This window comes from Cognatishimia maritima (assembly GCF_900129685.1).
In the GTDB taxonomy this organism is placed as follows: domain Bacteria; phylum Pseudomonadota; class Alphaproteobacteria; order Rhodobacterales; family Rhodobacteraceae; genus Cognatishimia; species Cognatishimia maritima.
The window spans coordinates 715,075-736,731 of the sequence record NZ_FQWM01000001.1; the positions used below are offsets into that span (position 1 = coordinate 715,075).

A 21,657-nucleotide genomic window follows, 5' to 3' on the forward strand; every position below is an offset into this window, starting at 1 on the left:
CTTTCCAATTGGGGGGCTACCCCGTTATGTCCCTATATGGGTCAGCGATACCCATTTTGCCAAGTATCTTCGTTTCCAGAGCTTCCATCAAAGTGGCATCTTGGTCACGGATATGATCATAGCCCAACAAATGTAGAATACCGTGTACCAATAAGTGCGTCACGTGATCTTCGAATCTTTTCCCAGCGTCGCGCGCTTCGCGATCACAGGTTTCAAAAGCAATCGCGATGTCGCCAAGTTCCGGGTCCGGACCTTCGGGAGATGCGGGATGGGTGCCGTCTACCTCTGCGCCGCGTTCCTCTGACGGCCAGGAAAGCACATTTGTCGGCGTGGGTTTTTCACGAAATTCGGCGTTGAGCTCCGCAATACGCGCGTCATCGCAGGCCATGATGCAGATTTCCCAATCCGCATCCAAGCCCAAGGCCGCAAAGACACCCATCGCCGCTTTGTCTGCCAAAGCATCCAAACCCACGTCTGCCCAACGGGCATCTTCAATGATCACATCCACCGTCATTGGCGCGCCATACAGCGAGTCGTCAGTTCCGACGAGTGGTATTTCGCTCGACCATCGCTTTTTCGGCGTCCGCATCATATGCCTTGATGATCGCGGCAACCAATGGGTGGCGGACGACGTCATCTGCGGTGAAATAGTTAAAGCTGATGCCTTTGGTACCTCTGAGCAAACGTTCAGCATCGGCCAACCCCGACTGCACGCCGCGCGGCAGGTCCACCTGTGATCGGTCGCCGGTGATGGCCATGCGGCTGCCTTCGCCCAGACGGGTCAGGAACATCTTCATCTGCATGGTGCTGGCGTTCTGCGCTTCGTCCAGAACAACGAAAGCATTCGCCAAAGTCCGACCCCGCATAAAGGCCAGCGGCGCAATTTCGATGCGTTTTTCTTCGATCAGCTTGGCCAGCATCTTACCTGGCAGAAAATCATTCAGCGCATCATAAAGCGGCTGCATATAGGGATCGACTTTGTCTTTCATGTCGCCCGGCAGATAGCCCAGCTTTTCGCCCGCCTCGACGGCAGGACGCGACAGGATGATCCGGTCGACCTCGCCCGAGATGAACATGCTGACACCCACCGCCACCGCGAGATAGGTTTTGCCCGTCCCTGCAGGGCCGATGCCAAAGGCGAGTTCGTTTTGAAAAAGGCTTTGGACATAGGCCTTTTGGGCGTCAGTCCGCGGTTCAACATGTTTCTTGCGGGTTTTGATTTCGACAGGACCGCCCTTAAACATCTCAAGCTGGTCGCCATCGCGGACGCCTGTGCCTTTTTCGGCCTGACCCATGCGGATCTCACGGTCGATATCGCCGGGTTCCACAGCTTTGCCGCTTTCCAAACGTTCATAGAGGGCTTGCAGAATGTCGCGTGCCTTGGCCTGCAGGGCCTCTTCGCCGTGGATCGCAAGCATATTGCCGCGCCGGATGATCTGAACACTCAGCTTCTGCTCTATGTCCGCCAGGTTGCGGTCAAACTCTCCGCAGAGGTCAATCAACAGACGATTATCCGGGAATTCCATCAGAACTTCGGCGATGGCTTCGGTGACGGGCGGTGGGGTCAGGGCGCTGGTGGCCAAATACTTCTCCTCGCTAAGCGTTCCACTGAGTCTCAGCGTGACAACTTGTGCGCCCCAGCGCAAGTGGGTCTATGCCGAATTTCACAGCGGCGTTACAAAAAATGCCACCGACAGGGCGTCGATGGCATTTCATTTTCGTCATTTATTTTCATGGGGTTAGAGGGATACTCTGACCCTTGTACTTTCACCCAACCTGCCGACGGCAACCGCCTAAGAATTGATCAAACTTGACCCTACGGCAAGGTATGTGGCGCGGTCTGAATCGATCCGAACCTTTAGGCCGGATCGTTAAAGAACGTGCCGTCTTTGTATCCGCCCGTTGCGGTGTTTGGCGGTGCGATGGGGGCGCAAACAGGTTTGCCATAGCGATCAAGCCGCGCATCCATATAGCCTTCGTTGCCGTCATCGATGATCCAGTGATGGCAGCCGTTCGGGTCAACCCAAATCCCGGCTTTGAGTTCGGTCAGCGGTTTGGCGTCATAGCCACTGTCGACGGTCTTGTCGGTGATTTCGCCGCCGCTTTCCTCGCCAAAACAGCCCGCCAGCGCGGTAATTGTTACCAAGGCAACGCAGATTTTTCCAAATTTCATATCCCGTCCCCCTTAGCGAATACACATGATTTCAACACGCCGGTTTTCAGCCCGACCTTTGGAGGTCTTGTTGCTGGCACGTGGCATGCGTTCGCCATAGGCGCGGATGTCGGCGATTTCGGCCCCGGCGCTTTGGCCGACCTTGGCAACGGCAGCCGCCCGGCGGAAGCTGAGCGCCATATTGGCTTCGTCGCTGCCACGGCTATCGGTGTGGCCCATGACGATGTAATATTGCGCCCCGGCGCTTTGGAAGAATTCTTTGATCTTGGCGCGGCCAGAGGCGCTTAGCCCGGCACTGCCCGAGGCGAAGAACTGATCGGAACTGAGTTCGCCACACATTTTGCCATCGCGGCAAACCGGAAGGCCCTGTCGTGTGAGGTGCGGGCTCATGTAGCCCTCTGCCCCGTCGTCCATGACCCAGTGTTCACAGCCATCCGGGTCAACCCAGATGCCTGGCGTGTAATCCTGTGCACGGACGGTTTTCGTTTCCTGTGCAAATGAAGTGCCGGCGGTCGCCGCCAAGGCGAAGCTGGCGACAACTGCGCCCCGCATCACCCCACGCGCACCAGCAATGAAGCCTACTGCCACGATAATATCCCCTGACTGCCCAGACACCCCGCGCAAACCACGAAGCACCCCCAAGTTATGATTATCGTCAGTTTAGCAAAATTTTGAGCGCTGTGAAGAAATAATACTAGATATGGTGGTCATACCTAGAAAACACGCGCGGCGTGTCTTAGGTGCAGCAGGTCACCCTCGCCCGATGGATCAGGCGATGGCCACGCCTTTCAAGGAGTTTGTGCCGCTTTCGACAATTTTCACCTTGCGAATATCCCCGATCTGCGCGCCCGACCCGGCCACGTGAACGGCGTGAAGGTAATCAGACTTGCCCACCATTTGATCCTCAAACCGGCCTTCTTTTTCAAAAAGAACCGAAACCTCACGTCCGACCATTGCGTCCTGCAGCTCTTTTTGTTGCTGCGATAGCAAGGCTTGCAGGCGCTGAAGGCGTTCGCTCGCTTCCGCGTCGTCCACCAATGGGCGTTCTGCCGCCGGGGTGCCTGGACGGGTGGAGTATTTGAAGGAATAGGCCTGGCCGTATTTGACCTCTTTGATCAAATCGAGCGTCGCCTGAAAATCTTCTTCGGTTTCTTCCGGGAAGCCAACAATGAAGTCGCCTGACAACAACAGATCAGGGCGCGCGGCGCGGATGCGCTCGATCAGGCGGATGTAGCTTTCTGCGGTGTGGCTGCGGTTCATGCGTTTCAGGATTTTGTCGCTGCCGGATTGCACCGGCAGGTGAAGGTAAGGCATCAGCTTTGCGCATTCGCCATGGGCCGCGATCAAATCATCCTGCATGTCATTCGGGTGGCTGGTGGTGAAACGGATGCGTTCCAGCCCGTCAATTTCGTTCAACTTCCAGATCAGATCGGCCAAGGACCATGTGCTGCCGTTCAGCCCAGCGCCGTGGTAGGCGTTGACGTTTTGCCCGAGCAGAGTGATCTCACGCACACCGCGTTCGACCAGATCCTGCGCTTCGGAAATCACGCGCTCTGCCGGGCGCGAAACCTCTGCCCCGCGGGTGTAAGGCACCACGCAGAAAGCACAGAATTTGTCACAGCCTTCCTGTACCGTCAGAAACGCCGCTGGCGCGCGCTTGGCTTTGGAGCGTCCCTTGAGTTTCTCAAACTTATCTTCTTCAGGGAAATCCGTATCAAGCGCCTTTTCACCGGCACGGGTCTTTTCTTCCATCTCGGGCAGGCGATGATAGGCCTGCGGGCCGACAACCAGATCCACCAATGGCTGGCGGCGCATGATTTCCTCGCCTTCAGCCTGCGCGACACAGCCTGCTACACCAATTTTCAGGTCAGGTTTGTCCGCTTTCATACCCTTGAAGCGCCCGAGTTCAGAATAGACCTTCTCGGCGGCCTTTTCGCGGATGTGGCAGGTGTTCAGCAGGATCATATCCGCGTCTTCGGGTGTTTCCGTCGTCTCATAGCCTGCCCCGCCCATGGCTTCGGCCATGCGCTCGCTGTCATAGACATTCATCTGGCAGCCATAGGTCTTGATAAACAGTTTCTTGGTATCGGCCATGATACAGTTCCCGCAGTTTCAGGGGGCTACCTACATCAGTTTCACACCCGCTTGCAATGCACGTCGATTTCGCCGAGTTTATCCACAAATGAGAGCAGTCACATCCAATTCAGACCCTTTGCGGTTCACCTCGTTCCAAGAGCTTTTGGCCACGGACAAATCCCTGATTTCCAAAGGGCCGTTGGCGTTGATCTTTGTGGAAGATGAAGTTGAAATTGACACCACCCTGCGCCACCACGTCGGGCTGGGTTTTCAGCAGGTCATCGCTTTTATGCCGGCAGCGTTCAAAATGGCCTATGACGTCAGCGAAGATGTGATCCGTGTCGATTGTGAGCAGACCAGTGGGCAAGCGATGATTGATATGGTCAACCTGGTCGCCAAACAAGCACCGGGCGTTTGGCTGTATTATTGCTTTAACGCGGAATATTTACTGTTCCCGTTTTGCGAGACCCGCACCGTTGGCGAGATGCTGCAATTCCATGCACAGGAACGTCGCGCGGCGATGCTGACCTATGTTGTTGACCTTTACGCGGGCAATCTGTGGGAGCATCCAAATGCGGTCTCGATCGACAACGCGCTGATGGACAAAACGGGCTACTACGCGCTGTCGCGCCCGGACCCGGAGAACCACAACCACCCTAAAGAGCGGCAGTTGAACTTTTATGGCGGGCTGCGCTGGCGGTTTGAAGAGCATATTCCCGAAGTGCGCCGCCGGATTGACCGGGTTTCGATATTCCAAGCGACCGAGGGTGTAGAACTTAAGTCTGACTTCACAATGAGTGATGAGGAAATGAACACCTTTGCTTGCGCATGGCACAACAATCTGACGGCGGCAGTCTGTTCCTTCCGCACCGCCAAGGCGTTGAAAACAAATGCAGGCAGTACCTTTGATATTCAAAGTTTCACCTGGCACAATACAGTGCCGTTTGAATGGCACTCTCGGCAATTGCTAGATTTGGGGTTGATGGAACCCGGGCAGTGGTTCTGAAGAAGCGCCCTACCCGCAAATGCAAAACGCCGCCCCGAGGGACGGCGTTTTTGTTTTGTGGGTACTGCTCTTATTGGATCAAGCGCAGGCGCTGAATGGACGACGCGATTGACACAAAGGTGTCAACCAGTTCCTCGCCTGTAACCTCAAAGAAGTGGCTTTCTGAGGAGGCGCAGGTGCGGATTTCCTCTGCGGCGACGTCGCTCGTTTCCAAGGCGACGGTATAGACCACCACGCCTTGCGATTTGGCCAGTTCACATTGGTAGAGGAACAGCTCGATGTTTTCGAGTTGATCGGACTCCACGACGCTATCCTCAGCAGGACGAACATCCAGTTCCGTGTCGTTGTTTTCTGTGTCCAACTCGTCCGCAGGACGCACCTGAGCACCAGTCCGACCGTCCGTCAGAAGCACGATGAACTTGCTGCTGTCGTCGGCATCCCAACCCAGCGGGCGGTTTTTGTAGGCGTCTGGCACCTCACCCTTGAGGTTCATGTACTCGAAGTACGGCTGGCTGGCAGGGTCTAGCGTCGCCAAAGCATATTTCATGCCATAGTTCGTGCCGGTGCCGTCAAACAGGCGGATATTGTCGATGAAGCTGTGCAGTTTGGTTTCGTCATCCTGCGCATATTGAATCGCCATGTCGTCATCAGGGCACCAGCCCCAGTTTTGGCTGACCTCGTCAAAGTCCCAGTTCACGAAGTGCGGTGTTTGCTCTCCATTCCCTACGGGCATGCCTGTTGTCAGGAAGTCGTTGTACTGGAATTCAATGCAAGAACTTTCATTGTTCGGCACGATCTGCGCGTAGAAGTCGACAAACTCAACAACTTCATCAGTTTTTCTGAATTCGGTTGGGCCGTCGACTGGATCGCCATATTCATTGAAAAAGGTTGTCGGCTGAATCCCGCCTTTGATGGTGGCACCAAGGAAATAGGATGTGCCCCCTGTCTCACCCGGCGCGCTTAGGTCACCGAGAACGTCGGGGAATAGCTCTGCAAAATAGTCGAGCGCATAGAGGTAGTAGGTGTCCAGATCGTCTTTGTTGAACAGATCGACGTCATTGTCAGGAAAGTTGTCGATCTTGACCGAGTAGTCTTCGAAGCCATCGTTGTCCAAATCGAACCAAAACACGACGTTCGAAATATCCTGACCCCATTCGTTGACCTCGAAATAGTTCTCGCTGGTGGTCGTGCCAAAGCGTTCGCCACCCAGTTCTTCGAACATGGTCGAACCCGGATTTGTCTGGCCCGCAAATGGCACCACATTGATCGACGTGTGATAGTCGTTCACCAAGCCTGTTTCTGGGTCAACGTTGCGTTCTAGCGATTTAGAAATAAAGCGTTTTGAGGCAAGTTGCATCAAAGACAGGCGGTTGTTGACGCCCATACTACCCGAGATATCCAGCACAACCGAAATTTCGGTGCTTGGTGTACGCTCCATCGCGGCGGAAACAACATTGATGTCGAGGCTATTGATCCCATTCAGGTGCATCAACTGCGTCACGTAGTTGGATTCAATCGTCGCTGACACAGTTTTCTCAAACGGGTCTTCCTGCACGTATGTGCCGGTCAGGTATTCGCCCAGACCCGCGCTGTTCAGGTAGTCATCCACGACGCTTTCAGCGTCCAGTGGCTGCGATAGGTCAGCGGCCGCCAGAACCGCGTTGTCCAAAGACATCTGCAGGTGTGCACGGTCGCGGTGATAGCTCATCATGTCCACGCCGATCCCGCCAACAAGCAGGATGATCAGAAAGATGAAAACGGAGAGGAAGACCATCGATCCATCCTCTGACCGGCGGAATGCCCGCAGAGTACGGCGCATATCCTGGCCTGATTTTTGTTCGGAACACATAGCCTGAGCCATCATTTGTTCTTCCTTTCCTATCCCATTCGACCCCGCGACAGACAGCGAATTGCGCGTGTGATCATTGAACGAATCTAGAAGGAGAACCCGTCACCAATTGGTTCGGAATGCGGCGAAAAAACGAAAACTGGTGCGTTATTTTTTGGGTTGCGCGGCTGCGACGCAGGCCAAAACACTTCGGAACGTCGCCAGACTAAGAATTTACATAAAAGCCAGATTATTAAGTGCTTTTGTCGCGTCGGCCGGTTTCGATTGCGTTGCAAAATATTGGCAATTGTAGGCAATTCAGCGTGTGCGACGCTGCTGTGACGTTGAGAATTGTGGCAGAAACAGGACCAACCGACAGCGCTTTTGCGTTTCGCTCTTCAACCTGTGCGAGAGCCGCAATTTCGCGTCAAGCCGATCAATATGACACGAAAAACAAAGCCCCGCAGTGTGTTGCAGGGCTTTGCTGTAGTTATATCAGTGAACCGCATCAATCTTGTGGAAATCAAGCGTGTTCTCTTCGGGTGAGGCGTTGATCGCCATGACCTCTTGCCGCTTATTCAGCACGATATAGAGGATGCAGGCCACGTAGATCCCTACCACAATTGCGCCGACCCATTGGATCTGCAGCCACTGACTTTGGAACGCCAAGGTCAAACCAAACAGCGCCGCGACGTTGATCGCGATATAGGTTGGCCGCCCAAAACGTTTCACCGTGATCGACAGGTTGTCTGAGTAGAGACGGATCAAGCTGTCCAATGAGTTCACGACAAAGGTGATCCCGACGATGATCATGCAGAGATTCACGAGCCCTGCGGTTTCGATGCCATTCTCATAGTAGAAGTACAGAACCGAGAACCAGATCGCCAAGGGGATCGAGGGGATGACAAGCAGCGCCAATAGCAGCGTCTGGGTGCGCAAGCCGCCCACAAAGCGCGACGTGAACTGACCGATCATGATCGACCATGCGAACCACCAGAACAGGTAGAATTCGTGATAGTCGTTAATGGGTGCTGCAAATCGGTGGATATTGCCGAAATAACCGCTGGTCAGCTCTGCCAGATTTCCGGCCAAACCGCCAAAACCCATTTTGGCATAAAGCCACATGAAGATCACAAGCGCCGCAAAGAGGAAGCTTGAGGCAAGGCTGAGCACGCGCACGTATTTGATATCAGTGCTAGAATAGGCCGCTGCCAGGATCGTCAGGAAGACAATCACGTAGAACGCGGGCACAACGGTTTCCCCATCGCCGATTTCCGGGATGTAGAATGGCAGGTAGATCAAGAACAAGCTGGCCGTGAAGGCACAGGTGCCAACGATAACGATGTTGTTGATGATCCGCACCGCTGGAATTTCAAAGAACTTCACCCGAGGTTCGATCACACAGAAATAGAAACTGGTGAGGAAATAGAAACTCCAGATCAGAAAACCCCAGAACCCAAACTCTATCGAAAGCGGGTTGGTAAAGGCGTATTCGGCGTTTTCCGGGTCGGCGTAGACCGGGAATTCCCCAAGTGGGAACATGATCAAACCGACATCCAGACCCGATGTAAAAAGGATAGCGATAAAGGTAAAAAGTGGCACCGGCGCGACCCCGATCGCCCGAACGTTCCACCATTTCACCACGCAAAACGCGACCATCACCAAAGCCATGATGATCCCGAATGTGATTATGACTGACAAAATGCTTTCCAAGTGTCCCTCCATTATTGTCGTTATTGTTGGTGCATCAACAAAGGCCACAGCACTATCGTAATCATGCCCCTTCCCCCCAGATCAGCACGACACAGCGAACCTGAGCGCGCAAAGGCGCAGGTCTCCCGCCGCGGGAATCGCGTTCCCATTCTCTCAGTGAACGATGTTGTTACTTGCGACGCAAGCGGATCACGACGTCAACCTTGGATACCTCTGCCCCTTGGGGCACCTCAGGCAAGGCGACGATCCGCAATTGATCAGACGGGGCATCGACCAATGTGCGGTCATCTTCCCAGAAAAAATGCGGGTGATCGTGGGTGTTGGTGTCAAAATAGCTTTTGGAGCCGTCAACGGTGATTTCCTGCATCAGCCCGGCATCGCAGAAGGCGCGCAGCGTATTGTAGACCGTGGCGAGCGACACTTGCTCTCCGTGATCCTGCACATCGGCATAAAGGCTTTCGGCGGTCACGTGACGATCACGCCCATCCCCAACCAGCAAAGACGCCAAGGCCACACGCTGCCGCGTTGGGCGGACGCCCCCGCGCATCAACCATTGTGTGCCTACTTTGACTGGATCGGTCTGCATATGCCTGAACCTGCTATTTGATCATATGACTCTAGAGTCTTGACCCGGTGAATTCAATTGGAAAACAAGTCCAGAGACCTCCAACGCGCCGCTTGCGAAGATCACCAGCCGCTCTTGCACCCTCAGCAATCCCGGTGATACAGGGAGATAACGACAGAAAATAACAAAGGGGACATGCCTGCATGGCCGATTTTCCAACCAGCTTCGACAAAGAGGACCTTCTGAAATGCGCACGGGGCGAATTGTTCGGACCCGGAAACGCGCAGTTGCCTGCGCCTCCGATGTTGATGATGGACCGCATCACCGAAATCTCTGGTGACGGCGGCGCGCATGGCAAAGGACATGTGCTGGCGGAATTCGACATCACCCCCGACCTTTGGTTCTTTGAATGCCATTTCCCCGGCAATCCGATTATGCCCGGCTGTCTGGGTCTGGATGGCCTGTGGCAGCTGACCGGCTTCAACCTCGGCTGGCGCGGCTGGCAGGGTCGTGGCTATGCGCTGGGTGTGGGCGAAGTGAAACTGAAGGGCATGGTGCGCCCTGAAAGCAAACTGCTGACCTATGAGATCGACTTTACCAAAGCCGTGCAAACCCGTCGTCTGACCATGGGCGTGGCTGATGGCATCGTGAAAATCGACGGTGAAATGGCCTATGAAGTCAAAGACATGAAGGTTGCGCTGTCTGAAGCGTAATTGCTGTTTGTATACCTGTTCAGAGGCCGCCGTTAGGCGGCCTTTTTTATGCGGTTCACGTTCTTGCGCCATGTGATTGCGAGGTAGAAAATACCCGCGAGTCCTGCCAGTTCCATGATCAGAAAGAACCCATCGTCCAAGTCGTTTGTGCCCAGTGAGATTTGCCCAAGCGCAGCGATAGCCGCTATTGCCACATTGCCCCAACGCGCAAGGCTTTGTGGCAATATCTGCGACAGGATCACCATCACGATCATCAGCTCAACCGCGATGGCTCCGGCAAGCATCACCTGTTCTGTCACCTGTCGACCATTCATGAACCCCGAAGCCATCGCGTCGAGAACGCCGGGGCGAAACAACTCGTGCACGTCGCGAAAGAGGATATTGAGAAGCACAAAGGTCCAGAGCGTGGACAGAAGTATGCGACGGCGGTCATCAGTCATTTTGGAACCTCAGCTTTAGAGTTGAAAAGAGATGGCACGCCACCAACCAAGGCTTCACTGGCGGTCCAAAGGTCTTCGGCCATGTTCATATCTGCACCCCAAGGTTTGGTGACTTCTACTTTGCAATCGTCGAAATATTCGCCGGAGAGTCCTTCGACATCTGGCGACATCGCCAGATAAAGGCTTGTCGCGGCTCCTTGATTGGGATTGCGGAAGAACGGCGATGCTAACCGATGCAGGGCACTGACCCACCATCCATTCTGGCGCCCCAAACCTGTCGTCACCTCACCCGGATGCAGCGCGTTCACGGTGATCGCGCTGCCTTCAAGCCGTTTCGCCAAAGCGCGCATGAAAAGAATATTGGCCAGTTTTGAATGGCCGTAGGCTTTCAAGGGACGAAAGCCCTTGGCCCAGGCCAAATCGTCCAGTCGAAGGGTCTTACACATCAGATAAGCGCCGGACGCAACGACGACAACTCTTGCAGCGGGCGCTCTGAGGAGCGCAGGCATCAACAGGTGCGTCAAAAGAAAATGTCCGAGGTGGTTTACCGCGAACATCTCTTCGATGCCATCTGGGCGCACCACATGTTTGGTATTCAGAATGCCTGCGTTGTTGATCAAGACATCAAGCGCTAGACCTTTCGCCTCAAACGCAGATGCGGCCTGCCGGACCGACGCGAAATCACCCAGATCACAAAGAAGGACCTCCACTTCGATCTCTGGGTTCACCTTGCGCAGGTCCTCTTGCAACGTCCGCGCCTTGGCAGCGTTGCGGCAAAGCAAATGCAAATTTGCCCCTGCCTTTGCCAAATTCACGGCCGTCGCGCGCCCGATCCCATTTGTTGGACCGGTAATCAATACTGTCTTGCCACTCATATCCTGCATCTGCCCCTCCCCGCGACTAAACGCGCCATGACCTAAATCTTGATGCCGATGGCACGGTGCACAACGCCAAGGAGCGCATTACACTTATGCAGATTTGTATCTTGGGCCTGCGCAAGACATCAGGATGCAAACTGCCGCTTGGCGCGTATCTTACCTTTCTATCACCAAGCCTTGCCGCTCCCGCGTGGTTGCCCTAAACAAGTTTAAAATAACAAAGGAGTGCGCGTATGCGTCGTGTCGTCGTCACCGGCTTGGGGATTGTGAGTTCAATCGGAAACAACGCAGAAGAAGTTGTTGCCAGCTTACGTGCGGGCAAGTCCGGGATCGAAGCCAGCCCAGAGATGGTCGAGCACGGGTTCCGCAGCCAGATCGCGGGTACGTTGAAGATTGATGTCTCTGAACATGTCGACAAACGCACCCTGCGCTTTATGGGGCCGGGCGCGGCCTATGCGCATATCGCGATGAGCCAAGCGATTGCCGATGCTGGGCTGTCAGATGATCTGGTTGTGAACGAACGCACGGGATTGGTTGCGGGGTCTGGTGGCCCGTCCACCTCTGCCATGCTGACGGCGCATCAGACGGTGCTGAAATCTGGCGCAACAAAGCGTATTGGGCCTTTCGCTGTGCCTAAATGTATGAGTTCAACGATCTCCGCGAACCTTGCGACAGCCTTTAAGATCAAGGGCATCAACTATTCGATCACCTCGGCCTGTTCGACCTCGTTGCACTGCATCGGCAATGCGGCAGAGCAGATCATGATGGGCAAGCAAGACGTAATGTTCGCGGGCGGCGGTGAAGAGTTGGACTGGACTTTGTCTTGCCTCTTTGACGCGATGGGCGCGATGTCCTCGAAGAAAAACGACGAGCCCACCAAAGCATCTCGCGCGTTTGACCAAGATCGCGATGGCTTTGTGATCACTGGCGGTGGCGGCATTGTGGTGCTGGAAGATCTGGACCACGCGCTTGCACGCGGCGCGAAGATTTACGCCGAAGTCACCGGCTTTGCAGCAACATCTGACGGGCATGACATGGTTGCGCCCTCTGGCGAAGGCGGCGAACGCGCAATGCGTCTGGCACTGCAGACCCTGCCCGAAGGCCGCAAGGTCAGCTATATCAACGCACATGGCACCTCGACCCCAGTGGGTGATGTCGGAGAAGTCCAAGCTGTGCGCCGCGTCTTTGGCGAGGGCAATGTGCCTCCGATCAGCTCGACAAAATCCATGACCGGGCACGGTCAGGGGGCCGCAGGCGCGATGGAAGCCATCTTCTGCCTTCTAATGCTGGACAATGATTTCATTACCCCATCGATCAACGTCGACAATCTGGCCGAGGGCATCCTGCCCGGCGAGATTGCGACCGACTATGTTGAAAACGCAGGGCTTGATAGCGTCATGACCAATAGCTTTGGCTTTGGTGGCACCAACGGGTCGATGATCCTTTCAAAGTATAACGGCTAAGCGGGGAAGACCGAGATGTCTGGACAGCTTCAGGGAAAACGCGGCCTGATTATGGGCGTGGCCAACGAACGCTCTATCGCTTGGGGCATTGCCAAAGCCATGGCCGAGGCCGGGGCGGAATTGGCGTTCACCCATCAGGGTGAGGCCTTTGGCAAGCGGCTTGAACCGCTGGCGCAATCGGTTGGCAGCGACTTTATGGTCGATGTTGACGTCACCAACGATGACAGTCTGGATCATGCCTTTGCCGAATTGCAGGACCGCTGGGAAACGTTGGATTTCGTTGTGCACGCGATTGCATTTTCCGACAAAAACGAACTCACGGGCCGGTTCCTTAATACGTCGCGTGCGAACTTCAAAAACTCGCTCGATATCTCGGCTTATTCGTTTATCGAGGTCGCTCGTCGCGCCTATCCAATGATGAAGGAGAACGGCGGCACCTTGCTGACGTTGACGTATCAAGGGTCCAATCGCGTGACGCCGTTCTACAACGTGATGGGCGTGGCAAAGGCGGCTTTGGAATCAACTACACGCTATCTGGCCAACGATCTTGGCCCCGACGGTATCCGCGTGAATGCGATTTCTCCGGGTCCGATGAAAACTTTGGCCGGCGCGGCCATTGGTGGCGGGCGCAAGACATATCGTCAGACCGAAGCGAACGCGCCATTGCGGGCCAATGCGACTTTGGAAGCGGTTGGTGGCACGGCGGTTTACCTTGCCTCTGATGCCGGTGCCTGCACGACCGGAGAGATCATCCGCGTTGACGGCGGCTATCACGTCCTAGGGATGCCTCAGCCAGAAAACCTCTGAAACGGGCTGGGAAACCTATCAAGAAGCCCGGTCTGTACCGGGCTTTTTTGTTTCTTGTGCGGGCCGCCCGCTGAGGGAAAACTAAGCAAATTCTGGCGCTGACACGGGGGTGTTCATCGCTTCCGCCAATGTCTGCCTCCACTTCATCACGCGGTAGGATTTGCGCAGCCCCGTCGGCCAATAGGGATCAGCGCGCACACAATCGATAACTTCGGCTTCGTCTTCCGCGTTCACGACCCAAAGCCCGCCCGCTTCGTTGTTGTGCAAGTCCGACAGGTCGCCCGCTGCGGCGATCCTGCCAGAGTTTCGCTGCAGGAACTGCACGTGCAAAGGGAGATAGCTGAGGCGCAACGATTTCTCGGTCCCCAAATTGTTCTCAAACAACACGACATATTTCACAGCCTATCCTCCCAAATTTTGCCTGTCGCTTTGATAGCACAGCATATTTGAAGCTTGTTCCGGCATTTATGCTATGTCATTCTGCAAAAATGCAGGAATTTGACTGGAACGACCTTCGTCACCTCCTCGCCGTGCATCGCACAGGGTCCTACTCAGAAGCTGGGCGCAGGTTAGGCGTCAGCGAGACCACGGTCTCGCGTCGCATCGCGGCAATCGAGGCGGCTTTGCGTGTGAAGCTGATTCAGAAACGCGGTAGTGCCGGATATGAGATGACGGACATTGGCCACTTGGTTCTGGAACATGCGGAAGCCATCGAACAGCAATCCGGGAAAATTCTTGAGCTTTCTGGTGGCCAAGCCGCGACAGTGGGAACAGTGCGGCTAAGCGCGGTACCGCTGGTGATTAACCGCATTCTTGTTCCTGAACTGCATAGGCTGCACCGTCGACATCCAGAACTTGTGCTGGAACTGATCCCGGACACACGCAATATCGATCTGACCAAACGCGAAGCGGATTTGGCCATTCGCCTTGCCCGTCCCCAAACGGGTGGATTGAAAACCTCCGCACGCCGGATCGGACAGCTACAATATGCCGTTTTTGGTCGAGCGGGATTGGAAAGCGATAAATCCAATCGCTCTGACTGGATCATTTACGACGACAGTCAAGCGTCTTTTCCTCAGGCCATCTGGCTGAACACTGCGCTTGGTTTGGGAAAAGATGCGGCCTCTCCACTGCGCGTTGGCAATGCGGAAACCGCAATTGAAGCCATTGCTGCCGGCGTTGGAAAATCCATTCTACCGCGACGGGTGGCCGCGATGGACGCCCGCCTTCGGGAATTGGTGCGCCCCACTGGAACGCCCCCTTTACCAACACGGGATGTCTGGCTTTTGTCACACAGCAGCCAGACAGGCTCTGTCGCCGTGAGTGCCGTCAAGGATTGGCTTGACGACATCCCATGGTCGTAATTAGGCGATCGACACAAGTTCCAAAGCGAACGTCAGGTCTTTGCCAGCCAAGTCGTGGTTCGCGTCCAGCGTGACGGTTTCCTCGTCAAACTGTGCGACTTTCACGGGCAGCACATGCCCATCTGGCGACTGCATTTGCAGCGTCATGCCTTGCTCCAGCGGAATCTCGGCAGGGATCTGCGCGCGCGGCACGTCCTGACGCATTTCTTCGCGGACCGGGCCATAGGCATCGGCACAGGGGATGTTGACGGTTTTCTTTTCGCCAACGGCCATACCTGTCACGCCGTCATCAAAGCCTTTGATGACCTGACCTGATCCAAGGGTGAATTCCAGCGGCTCGCGTCCCTCTGAACTGTCAAAAACGCTCCCGTCGTCCAGAGTGCCCGTGTAGTGAATGCGGATGGTATCGCCCGATTTTGCCGCTGTCATTGTCTTTCCTATCTTTGGTTTCGCCCGCGTCGGTCGGGCACAAGAAGGGCCACCCTACTCTGACGTGGGGTCATTGCCAACCGGGCGATTGACTTTGGGATTTGCGCCTCCAAACTGCACGAGGGCCGTTGCGAAGGAAGAGGTCATGCCAATCACAACTTGCGTTTTTGACGCCTATGGTACGCTGTTTGACGTGGCTGCGGCGGCGCGCATTGCGGCGGGTGAGCCTGGGATGGAAGCCTTGCAAGAGCGCTGGCCCCAGATAGCAAGGGACTGGCGGTTGAAGCAGTTGCAATATTCTTGGCTGCGCGCAATCACCGGGGACCACACTGAATTTTGGCAAGTGACGCAGGACGGGCTGGATTGGGCGCTAGAGGCAGCGGGGCTAACAGACGAAAGCATTCGCGCTCGTCTTTTGCAGCTTTATTGGGAGTTGCCCGCCTACCCCGAGGTACCGCAGATGCTCACCACGCTGAAAGACAAGGGTTTGCAGACAGCGATCCTGTCTAATGGTGACCCTAAGATGCTGGGCGCAGCAATCCAAAGCGCCCAGCTTGGACCGCTTTTGGACGACAGTCTTAGTGTCGAAGAGGTTGGTATCTTCAAACCCGACGCGCGCGTTTATGACATTGTCCTCAAACGGTTCTCCTGCCAGCCAGACGAGGTGCTTTTTGTCTCCTCCAACGGTTGGGATGTTGCGGGTGCCGCGGGGTTTGGTTTTGTCACAACCTGGGTCAATCGCGCACAGGAACCAGTTGATCGCTTGCCACACCGGCCCCATCATCTATTGTCCGACCTCAGCGACATCCCTGCCCTGACGGAGACCTAATGCCCAACTTTAAGACCTCTGACGGATTGACGTTGTATTATTCGGATCAGGGGGACGGCATCCCTGTCTTGTGTCTTGCTGGTCTCAGCCGAAATTCCAGCGATTTCAGCTATATCGATGGGCTGCTTGATGGCGTGCGCCTGATCAAGATGGACTACCGCGGGCGCGGGCGTTCGGACTGGGCGAATGATCACAGCAGCTATAACATTCCGCGCGAAAGCATGGATGCGATCGAATTGATGGATCATCTGGAGATCGAGAAATTTGCCGTGCTTGGAACCTCTCGTGGCGGGCTGTGCGCGATCACCATTGGCGCCCTCACAAAGGACAGGCTGCTGGGGGTTGCGTTCAACGATATCGGCCCCGTGGTTGAGGCGGAAGGACTTGCCTATATCGACGACTACCTTGGTCTCCCGCCGGACTGGGAAACCATTGCCGAGGCCGCGATCAAAAGGCCAAAGACAATGCCCGGCTTTGTGAATGTACCTAAAGCGCGCTGGCGTGAAGAGGCAGAAAAACACTATCGCCAAACCGAAAACGGGCTAGCGCTGAGCTATGACCCCAAGTTGCGCGACGCCATTATGGAAGCAAAGCAGCTTGAAGTGCCCGACCTGTGGCCATTTTTCAAGTCGCTTGAAGATATCCCATTGGCCTTCCTGCACGCGGAAAACTCGAACCTTCTAAGTGCGGAAACCTTTGCGGAACTGGCCGAGGCCTTTCCCGCTGCGATCATGGCAGAAGTCAAAGACCGCGGGCATATCCCCTTCTTGGATGAACCAGAATCGTTGGCTGCGTTGCGCGATTGGATCATGCGCTTACCTAAGGCCTAAGCGCCAAGTCTTGGCAGCAGGCGCCTATCGCACGGTTTGTAAATCACATTGCCTGCATTAGGTTGAGGGTATTGGATTTATGACAAGGTGCCGGATGACCCGTTTCACGATTGCCTCTTTCAACGTCAAAAACCTGATCGGCGCTGACACCGAATACTACCGTTTCCAAAGCTACACGCCCGAGGAATACGCGTGGAAAGTCGATTGGATGGCCGACCAGCTTTTGACGATGGATGCCGATATCGTCGGCTTTCAGGAGATTTTCGAAGAAGCGGCCCTGCGAGATGTCATTGCCGAAGCGGACCGGCGTGGGGCGGAATTGAATGCGTCAGTTCTGCCGGGGCGCGACAAACGTTACCACCGGAAGGCTATTTTCAAGAAACTCGGTTCCAAGGGTTATGCCGATGCCGCCTTGGCCTTTGCGCCGAATATACATGACACGGGCCTGCCCGGAAACCGCCGCCCCGGTGTTGCAATCCTCAGCCGCTATGGCTTTGCTGAAGCACCGGAGATCATTCAGGACTTGGACAGCCCAGTGAACATCCCCTTCCAGCAACTTGGCGGGAATGAGGCAGGAGGGATCACGATATCCACCCTCAGCCGCCCTATCCTGAAAGTGCGCATTCCGGTCGGCGATCAGGTAATCACGCTGTTCAATTGCCACCTCAAATCCAAACTCGGAGAGTTCATCACACCAGAAGGAGCGGACTTCGCGCCAGAGGCCGACTTGACCCACTATGATCCCATTGGCCGCGCCATGGGGGCAATGCGTGCGGCCGTGCGGCGAATGGCTGAGGCTTGGGTGCTGCGTCGAGAGATTGTTGCAGAACTGACGGCAGGCCATCCCGTCATGGTCACGGGCGACTTTAACGATGGCGAGCATGCTGTCAGTTCTGAAATCATTTCGGGCGAGACACCATTTAAGAACTATGCTTGGATGCTGCGCCACGATGCCGAAACGCCAAGAGATCGGTATTCTGAAGAGGAAGACGCACAAATCCGCGCGGATATCCTGAAGCTGCAATTGACGCCTGCCGAAAAATTCTTTGCCCGCAAAAGCCTGCGCGACATGGTTTACACCACGGCCTTTGGCGGCGTGCATGAAAGCATTGATCAGATCTACCTCAGCCGCCATTTCCACCCGGATAATGACAGTCGCATTGGCGAGATGGAGTATTTTAGTGTCTTCAATGACCATTTGACGGATGGCAGTCACCCCGAAGCGCCGTATAACAAGCTCGCGTCCGATCACGGTCAGATCATGGCGCATATGCGAATGAATGAGACAAGCGCCTAGGCAGATATGACTTTTCCCAGCGGAGATATTGTCCTGAACACAGAGGTGTCGGGGCCAAAAATCGGTGCGCCTGTGGTGCTGTTGCATTGTATGGGCGGCGACCTGCGTGTTTGGGACAAGGTGCTGCCGCTGCTGCCAGAAACCAACCATGTGATCCGTGTCGATCTGCGGGGGCACGGCCTGTCGTCCTGCCCGCCTGCGCCCTATTCGATGGGCGGTATGATCCGCGATGTTGAACAGGTTTTAGAGCGCCTTCGGGTGCGCGATGCCGTGGTGGTTGGCATCGGTCTTGGCGGCATGATCGCGCAGGGTTTGGCCGTGAAGCGGCTGGATCAGGTGCGCGGGCTGGTGTTGTGCAACACCGCTGCAAAAATGGGCCATCCGCCGCATTGGCAGGCTATGATTGAAGACATTAAAGCCGGGCGACAGGATGATCTGGCGCAGCGCTTTATGCAGATCTGGTTTCATCGAGCGGCACGCGCGGAAGGCTTGCATCACGACATCCAAAAGACCTTTCAGTCCACGGCGGCCGATGCTCTGATGGGCGCATTTCAGGCGCTGATGGGCAGCGATTTCTACACACCGACCAGCGGCTTGCGCTTGCAAAGCTTGGGCATCTCTGGAGCAGAGGATCGCTTTGTGCCACCGGACCTGATGCGCGAAACCATCGACCTTATTCCCGGCTCAGAATTCGCGCTTTTGCACAAGTCCGGCCACCTGCCCCCTGTTGACCAACCCGATGCCTTTGCAAAGACACTGACGGGTTTCCTAAAACGCATCGGGCACGTCTAAGCCCATTTCACACAGAAAAGAACTGAGACCCCATGGCCGCATCTGTTTTCGACAGCCCCCTTTATGCCAAATCCTTCCCCTGCGGCGACGCCCGTCAGTTGTTTACAGACAGCGCCGCCGTGCGCGCTGTGTTACTGGTGGCGGGAACGGCGGCCAAAGCGCAGGGCGAACTGGGGCTGATCCCGCAAGACAGCGCCTTTTTCATCCACAGAAGCGCGATGGAAGTGCAGATCGACCCGGCTGGCTTGGCGCAAGCGCTGCCTTCCAAAGGGTTCGCACCCGCCGTGCTTGAAGCCTTTGAAAAAGCCATGGAATCGCCGGAGCATGCGAAGTTCATCGGGTTTGAAGTCGATTTGATTGCGCTTGAGGCCATCGCGCTAACACTGCGCTTGCGCCAGTACCTCAGCTATTGTGCGGGCAAGCTAGACGCGCTTCAACCAACTTGTCCAACGGTGGCGACGCGTTTGGACGAGCTCAAAACCGCCAAGGACGTCTGCATCGGTTTCGCATTTCCGGGTGACGCAGACGCACAGGTGGCCCCAGCAGTTGCAGCGGCGCTGAACCTGCCTTTGAAAGATGCCATGCCCTCACCGCTACCCATCCTTCACCTCTGTGCAAACATCAGCGCTGACCTCGCGCAGGATGCCCCGGACCACCCGACGCTCCGGCAGTTAGCGGGGCTGACGCGCGGTCTGTTTGCTGCGACCGAAGACGCACCTAGTTTGATGGAGCCCGTGACATTGCCACAAATCTGCCTCGCGGCGGCATCATCGCTTGAAATCGCAATCGCCAACGGCCAAGCTTAGACAGAGGCCCGTTCTGGCCAAATCCGAAAGGCCCCGATGACGTCTCGCCTGTCCAATACCTTTGTGCTTTTCACCGTGGTGATTGACGCCATGGGCATCGGTTTGATGATGCCGATCATGCCGGACCTGATCCGCGAGATCGAAGGCGGCGACATCGCAGGGGCTGCGATTTGGGGCGGCGTGTTGGCGACAGTCTTTGCGACAATGCTTTTTTTGTTTGGCCCCCTGGTCGGCAGTCTGTCTGACAGGTTTGGCCGTAGGCCGGTCTTGTTGACCGCCTTGATCGCAATGGGTTGTGCCAAGCTGCTGATGGCCCTTGCTGGCACGATCTGGATGCTGCTAGCGGGGCGCATTGTGGCGGGGGTTGCCGCGGCCACGCAATCAACGGCGTCTGCCTATATGGCCGATATTTCCCACCCCGACGAAAAGGCCAAAAACTTTGGTCGCATTGGCGCGGCTTTTGGCGTTGGATTTGTGTTTGGCCCTGCCCTTGGCGGCGCGCTGGCCGAATTTGGCACCCGCGCGCCATTCTACGCTGCTGCCTTCCTTGCGTTTTCCAACGCCCTATTGGGCCTGTTCGTGATGCAGGAAACCGTCGACCAAAGCCGCCGTCGACGCTTTGAATGGCGGCGGGCGAACCCGCTTGGGGCGCTGATTGCCATGTCGCGTCTGAAAGGGTTGAAAGAGCTTTTGTGGGTCTTTTTCCTCTATCAGGTTGCTTTGGCGGTCTACCCGGCAACTTGGTCCTTTTTCACCGCTGAAAGATATGGCTGGTCGCCGCAAACCATCGGCATTTCGCTGGCGTTTTTTGGCCTGACCTATGCGCTTGTGCAGGGCACTTTGGTGCAGCCCTCCATAAAGCAGTTCGGGCATCGGGGTACGGTTATGTTGGGCCTGTTGCTTGAGGTTGGTGTTTTGGTGATCTTGTCGCTGATCACCGTGGGGTGGATCGCGCTTATCTTCACACCGATGGCGGCGGTGGCGGCCATTGGGCACCCCGCCATTCAGGGCATCATGTCACGCAAAATACCCGACGACGCGCAGGGCGAGTTGCAGGGCGTTTTGGCCTCTTTAGGGGCCATTTCGATGATCGTTGCGCCAATCGCAATGACCCGCGTCTTTGCGCATTTCTCTGGCCCCGGCGCGCCAGTTTATTTCCCCGGTGCCGCCTTTTTGCTTGCGGCCGCGCTGATGCTGATCGCGACGGTCGTGTTTTTGCTGCGGCCACGCGGCAACGTCGCGGCACGCTCGAACTAGGGTAATGCTCTCTCGCGCTCTGCGTGCACCCATGCTATGACAGAGAGCGAACAAGACGACGAGACCCCGATGCAGAAAGCAGATATCCCGATCTCCGAAATGGAGCGCAACGCAGAAGCTGCGGCGAGCTACCTTAAGGCGCTGGCCCATGGCGGGCGCTTGATGATCCTCTGCCACCTGTGCAGCGGTGAGAAGTCTGTGGGGGAGCTGGAACAACTGCTGGATATGCGGCAGGCCGCCGTCAGCCAGATGTTGGCGCGTCTGCGCGATCAGGGTTTTGTGACAGCGCGTCGTGACGGCAAAACCATCTATTACACCCTGACCGATGACCGCACGGCCGAGGTGATAGGCATGATGTATCGCCTGTTCTGCGCCCCGTCAGAGGACTGAA

24 protein-coding genes are annotated in these 21,657 nt (G+C 55.9%); 12 read left to right on the top strand and 12 right to left on the bottom strand.

Going from position 1 to position 21,657, the window contains the following annotated elements; all coding sequences use genetic code 11:
• Positions 1 to 16: 16 nt before the first annotated feature.
• The 5 genes from ybeY to miaB all read right to left on the bottom strand — a co-directional run bounded on the left by ybeY (position 17) and on the right by miaB (position 4,267).
• The gene (gene ybeY / locus BUA39_RS03735) at positions 17 to 514 is read right to left on the bottom strand and encodes an rRNA maturation RNase YbeY (RefSeq protein ID WP_072791075.1); all 498 of its coding nucleotides are present in this window, start codon (positions 512 to 514) and stop codon (positions 17 to 19) included.
• 22 nt (positions 515 to 536) lie between these two features.
• Positions 537 to 1,583, bottom strand: coding sequence for a PhoH family protein (locus BUA39_RS03740; RefSeq protein WP_072791083.1), 1,047 nt, complete (start codon positions 1,581 to 1,583; stop codon positions 537 to 539).
• A gap of 275 nt (positions 1,584 to 1,858) precedes the next feature.
• Entirely contained in the window at positions 1,859 to 2,173 is a 315-nt protein-coding gene (locus BUA39_RS03745) for a hypothetical protein (RefSeq protein ID WP_072791086.1), read from the bottom strand.
• 12 nt (positions 2,174 to 2,185) lie between these two features.
• On the bottom strand, positions 2,186 to 2,761 hold the full coding sequence (locus tag BUA39_RS03750; RefSeq protein ID WP_341349524.1) for an OmpA family protein: 576 nt from the start codon (positions 2,759 to 2,761) through the stop codon (positions 2,186 to 2,188).
• Between the two features lie 180 nt (positions 2,762 to 2,941).
• Positions 2,942 to 4,267 (bottom strand): tRNA (N6-isopentenyl adenosine(37)-C2)-methylthiotransferase MiaB, encoded by a 1,326-nt coding sequence (gene miaB, locus BUA39_RS03755; protein ID WP_072791088.1) that lies wholly within the window; start codon positions 4,265 to 4,267, stop codon positions 2,942 to 2,944.
• Positions 4,268 to 4,355: 88 nt separating this feature from the next.
• On the opposite strand from miaB, the gene BUA39_RS03760 reads away from it, so the two are divergent.
• Complete coding sequence (locus BUA39_RS03760; RefSeq protein ID WP_110721805.1) at positions 4,356 to 5,255, top strand: hypothetical protein; 900 nt, start codon at positions 4,356 to 4,358, stop codon at positions 5,253 to 5,255.
• 70 nt (positions 5,256 to 5,325) lie between these two features.
• Here the strand turns inward: BUA39_RS03760 and BUA39_RS03765 are convergent, their stop codons facing one another.
• The 3 genes from BUA39_RS03765 to irr form a co-directional block, all read right to left on the bottom strand.
• On the bottom strand, positions 5,326 to 7,119 hold the full coding sequence (locus BUA39_RS03765; protein ID WP_084604690.1) for a TadE/TadG family type IV pilus assembly protein: 1,794 nt from the start codon (positions 7,117 to 7,119) through the stop codon (positions 5,326 to 5,328).
• 459 nt (positions 7,120 to 7,578) lie between these two features.
• Entirely contained in the window at positions 7,579 to 8,784 is a 1,206-nt protein-coding gene (locus BUA39_RS03770; protein WP_072791720.1) for a BCCT family transporter, read from the bottom strand.
• A 181-nt stretch (positions 8,785 to 8,965) separates the two neighbouring features.
• Positions 8,966 to 9,382, bottom strand: a complete 417-nt coding sequence (irr, locus tag BUA39_RS03775) for a Fur family transcriptional regulator Irr (protein ID WP_072791096.1) — start codon at positions 9,380 to 9,382, stop codon at positions 8,966 to 8,968.
• A gap of 182 nt (positions 9,383 to 9,564) precedes the next feature.
• Here irr and fabA point away from each other — a divergent pair, with 182 nt between their 5' ends.
• A complete protein-coding gene (fabA, locus tag BUA39_RS03780) occupies positions 9,565 to 10,074 on the top strand; it encodes a bifunctional 3-hydroxydecanoyl-ACP dehydratase/trans-2-decenoyl-ACP isomerase (protein WP_072791098.1) in 510 nt (169 codons plus the stop codon).
• 32 nt (positions 10,075 to 10,106) lie between these two features.
• Here fabA and BUA39_RS03785 read toward each other — a convergent pair whose 3' ends face one another.
• Positions 10,107 to 10,514: a DUF6326 family protein gene (locus BUA39_RS03785; RefSeq protein WP_072791102.1), complete on the bottom strand. Its 408-nt coding sequence runs from the start codon at positions 10,512 to 10,514 to the stop codon at positions 10,107 to 10,109.
• Positions 10,511 to 11,398, bottom strand: a complete 888-nt coding sequence (locus tag BUA39_RS03790; RefSeq protein ID WP_072791105.1) for an SDR family oxidoreductase — start codon at positions 11,396 to 11,398, stop codon at positions 10,511 to 10,513. The genes BUA39_RS03785 and BUA39_RS03790 overlap by 4 nt, the downstream gene beginning before the upstream one ends.
• A 227-nt stretch (positions 11,399 to 11,625) precedes the next feature.
• Here BUA39_RS03790 and fabB point away from each other — a divergent pair, with 227 nt between their 5' ends.
• Both fabB and BUA39_RS03800 read left to right on the top strand, forming a co-directional pair.
• Positions 11,626 to 12,855 carry a beta-ketoacyl-ACP synthase I gene (gene fabB, locus BUA39_RS03795; RefSeq protein ID WP_072791108.1) on the top strand — a complete coding sequence of 410 codons (1,230 nt, stop codon included), beginning with the start codon at positions 11,626 to 11,628 and terminating at the stop codon, positions 12,853 to 12,855.
• Between the two features lie 15 nt (positions 12,856 to 12,870).
• Positions 12,871 to 13,662: an enoyl-ACP reductase FabI gene (locus BUA39_RS03800; RefSeq protein WP_072791111.1), complete on the top strand. Its 792-nt coding sequence runs from the start codon at positions 12,871 to 12,873 to the stop codon at positions 13,660 to 13,662.
• Positions 13,663 to 13,743: 81 nt separating this feature from the next.
• Here the strand turns inward: BUA39_RS03800 and BUA39_RS03805 are convergent, their stop codons facing one another.
• Positions 13,744 to 14,061, bottom strand: a complete 318-nt coding sequence (locus tag BUA39_RS03805) for a YciI family protein (protein ID WP_072791113.1) — start codon at positions 14,059 to 14,061, stop codon at positions 13,744 to 13,746.
• Positions 14,062 to 14,150: 89 nt separating this feature from the next.
• Here BUA39_RS03805 and BUA39_RS03810 point away from each other — a divergent pair, with 89 nt between their 5' ends.
• A complete protein-coding gene (locus BUA39_RS03810) occupies positions 14,151 to 15,026 on the top strand; it encodes a LysR family transcriptional regulator (protein ID WP_072791116.1) in 876 nt (291 codons plus the stop codon).
• Here BUA39_RS03810 and BUA39_RS03815 read toward each other — a convergent pair whose 3' ends face one another.
• Complete coding sequence (locus BUA39_RS03815) at positions 15,027 to 15,455, bottom strand: FKBP-type peptidyl-prolyl cis-trans isomerase (RefSeq protein WP_072791119.1); 429 nt, start codon at positions 15,453 to 15,455, stop codon at positions 15,027 to 15,029.
• A 145-nt stretch (positions 15,456 to 15,600) separates the two neighbouring features.
• Here BUA39_RS03815 and BUA39_RS03820 point away from each other — a divergent pair, with 145 nt between their 5' ends.
• The 7 genes from BUA39_RS03820 (at position 15,601) to BUA39_RS03850 (ending at position 21,656) form a co-directional block, all read left to right on the top strand.
• Positions 15,601 to 16,284, top strand: a complete 684-nt coding sequence (locus BUA39_RS03820) for a haloacid dehalogenase type II (protein ID WP_072791121.1) — start codon at positions 15,601 to 15,603, stop codon at positions 16,282 to 16,284.
• Positions 16,284 to 17,114: an alpha/beta fold hydrolase gene (locus BUA39_RS03825; RefSeq protein WP_072791124.1), complete on the top strand. Its 831-nt coding sequence runs from the start codon at positions 16,284 to 16,286 to the stop codon at positions 17,112 to 17,114. Before BUA39_RS03820 ends, BUA39_RS03825 begins: the two co-directional genes overlap by 1 nt.
• Positions 17,115 to 17,208: 94 nt before the next feature.
• Positions 17,209 to 18,411 (top strand): endonuclease/exonuclease/phosphatase family protein, encoded by a 1,203-nt coding sequence (locus BUA39_RS03830; RefSeq protein WP_072791127.1) that lies wholly within the window; start codon positions 17,209 to 17,211, stop codon positions 18,409 to 18,411.
• A gap of 6 nt (positions 18,412 to 18,417) precedes the next feature.
• Entirely contained in the window at positions 18,418 to 19,203 is a 786-nt protein-coding gene (locus tag BUA39_RS03835; protein WP_072791130.1) for an alpha/beta fold hydrolase, read from the top strand.
• A 32-nt stretch (positions 19,204 to 19,235) separates the two neighbouring features.
• Positions 19,236 to 20,009, top strand: coding sequence for a lyase family protein (locus BUA39_RS03840; RefSeq protein ID WP_072791131.1), 774 nt, complete (start codon positions 19,236 to 19,238; stop codon positions 20,007 to 20,009).
• 36 nt (positions 20,010 to 20,045) lie between these two features.
• Complete coding sequence (locus BUA39_RS03845; protein WP_072791134.1) at positions 20,046 to 21,266, top strand: TCR/Tet family MFS transporter; 1,221 nt, start codon at positions 20,046 to 20,048, stop codon at positions 21,264 to 21,266.
• Positions 21,267 to 21,335: 69 nt separating this feature from the next.
• The gene (locus BUA39_RS03850; protein ID WP_242648530.1) at positions 21,336 to 21,656 is read left to right on the top strand and encodes an ArsR/SmtB family transcription factor; all 321 of its coding nucleotides are present in this window, start codon (positions 21,336 to 21,338) and stop codon (positions 21,654 to 21,656) included.
• Position 21,657: the final 1 nt, after the last annotated feature.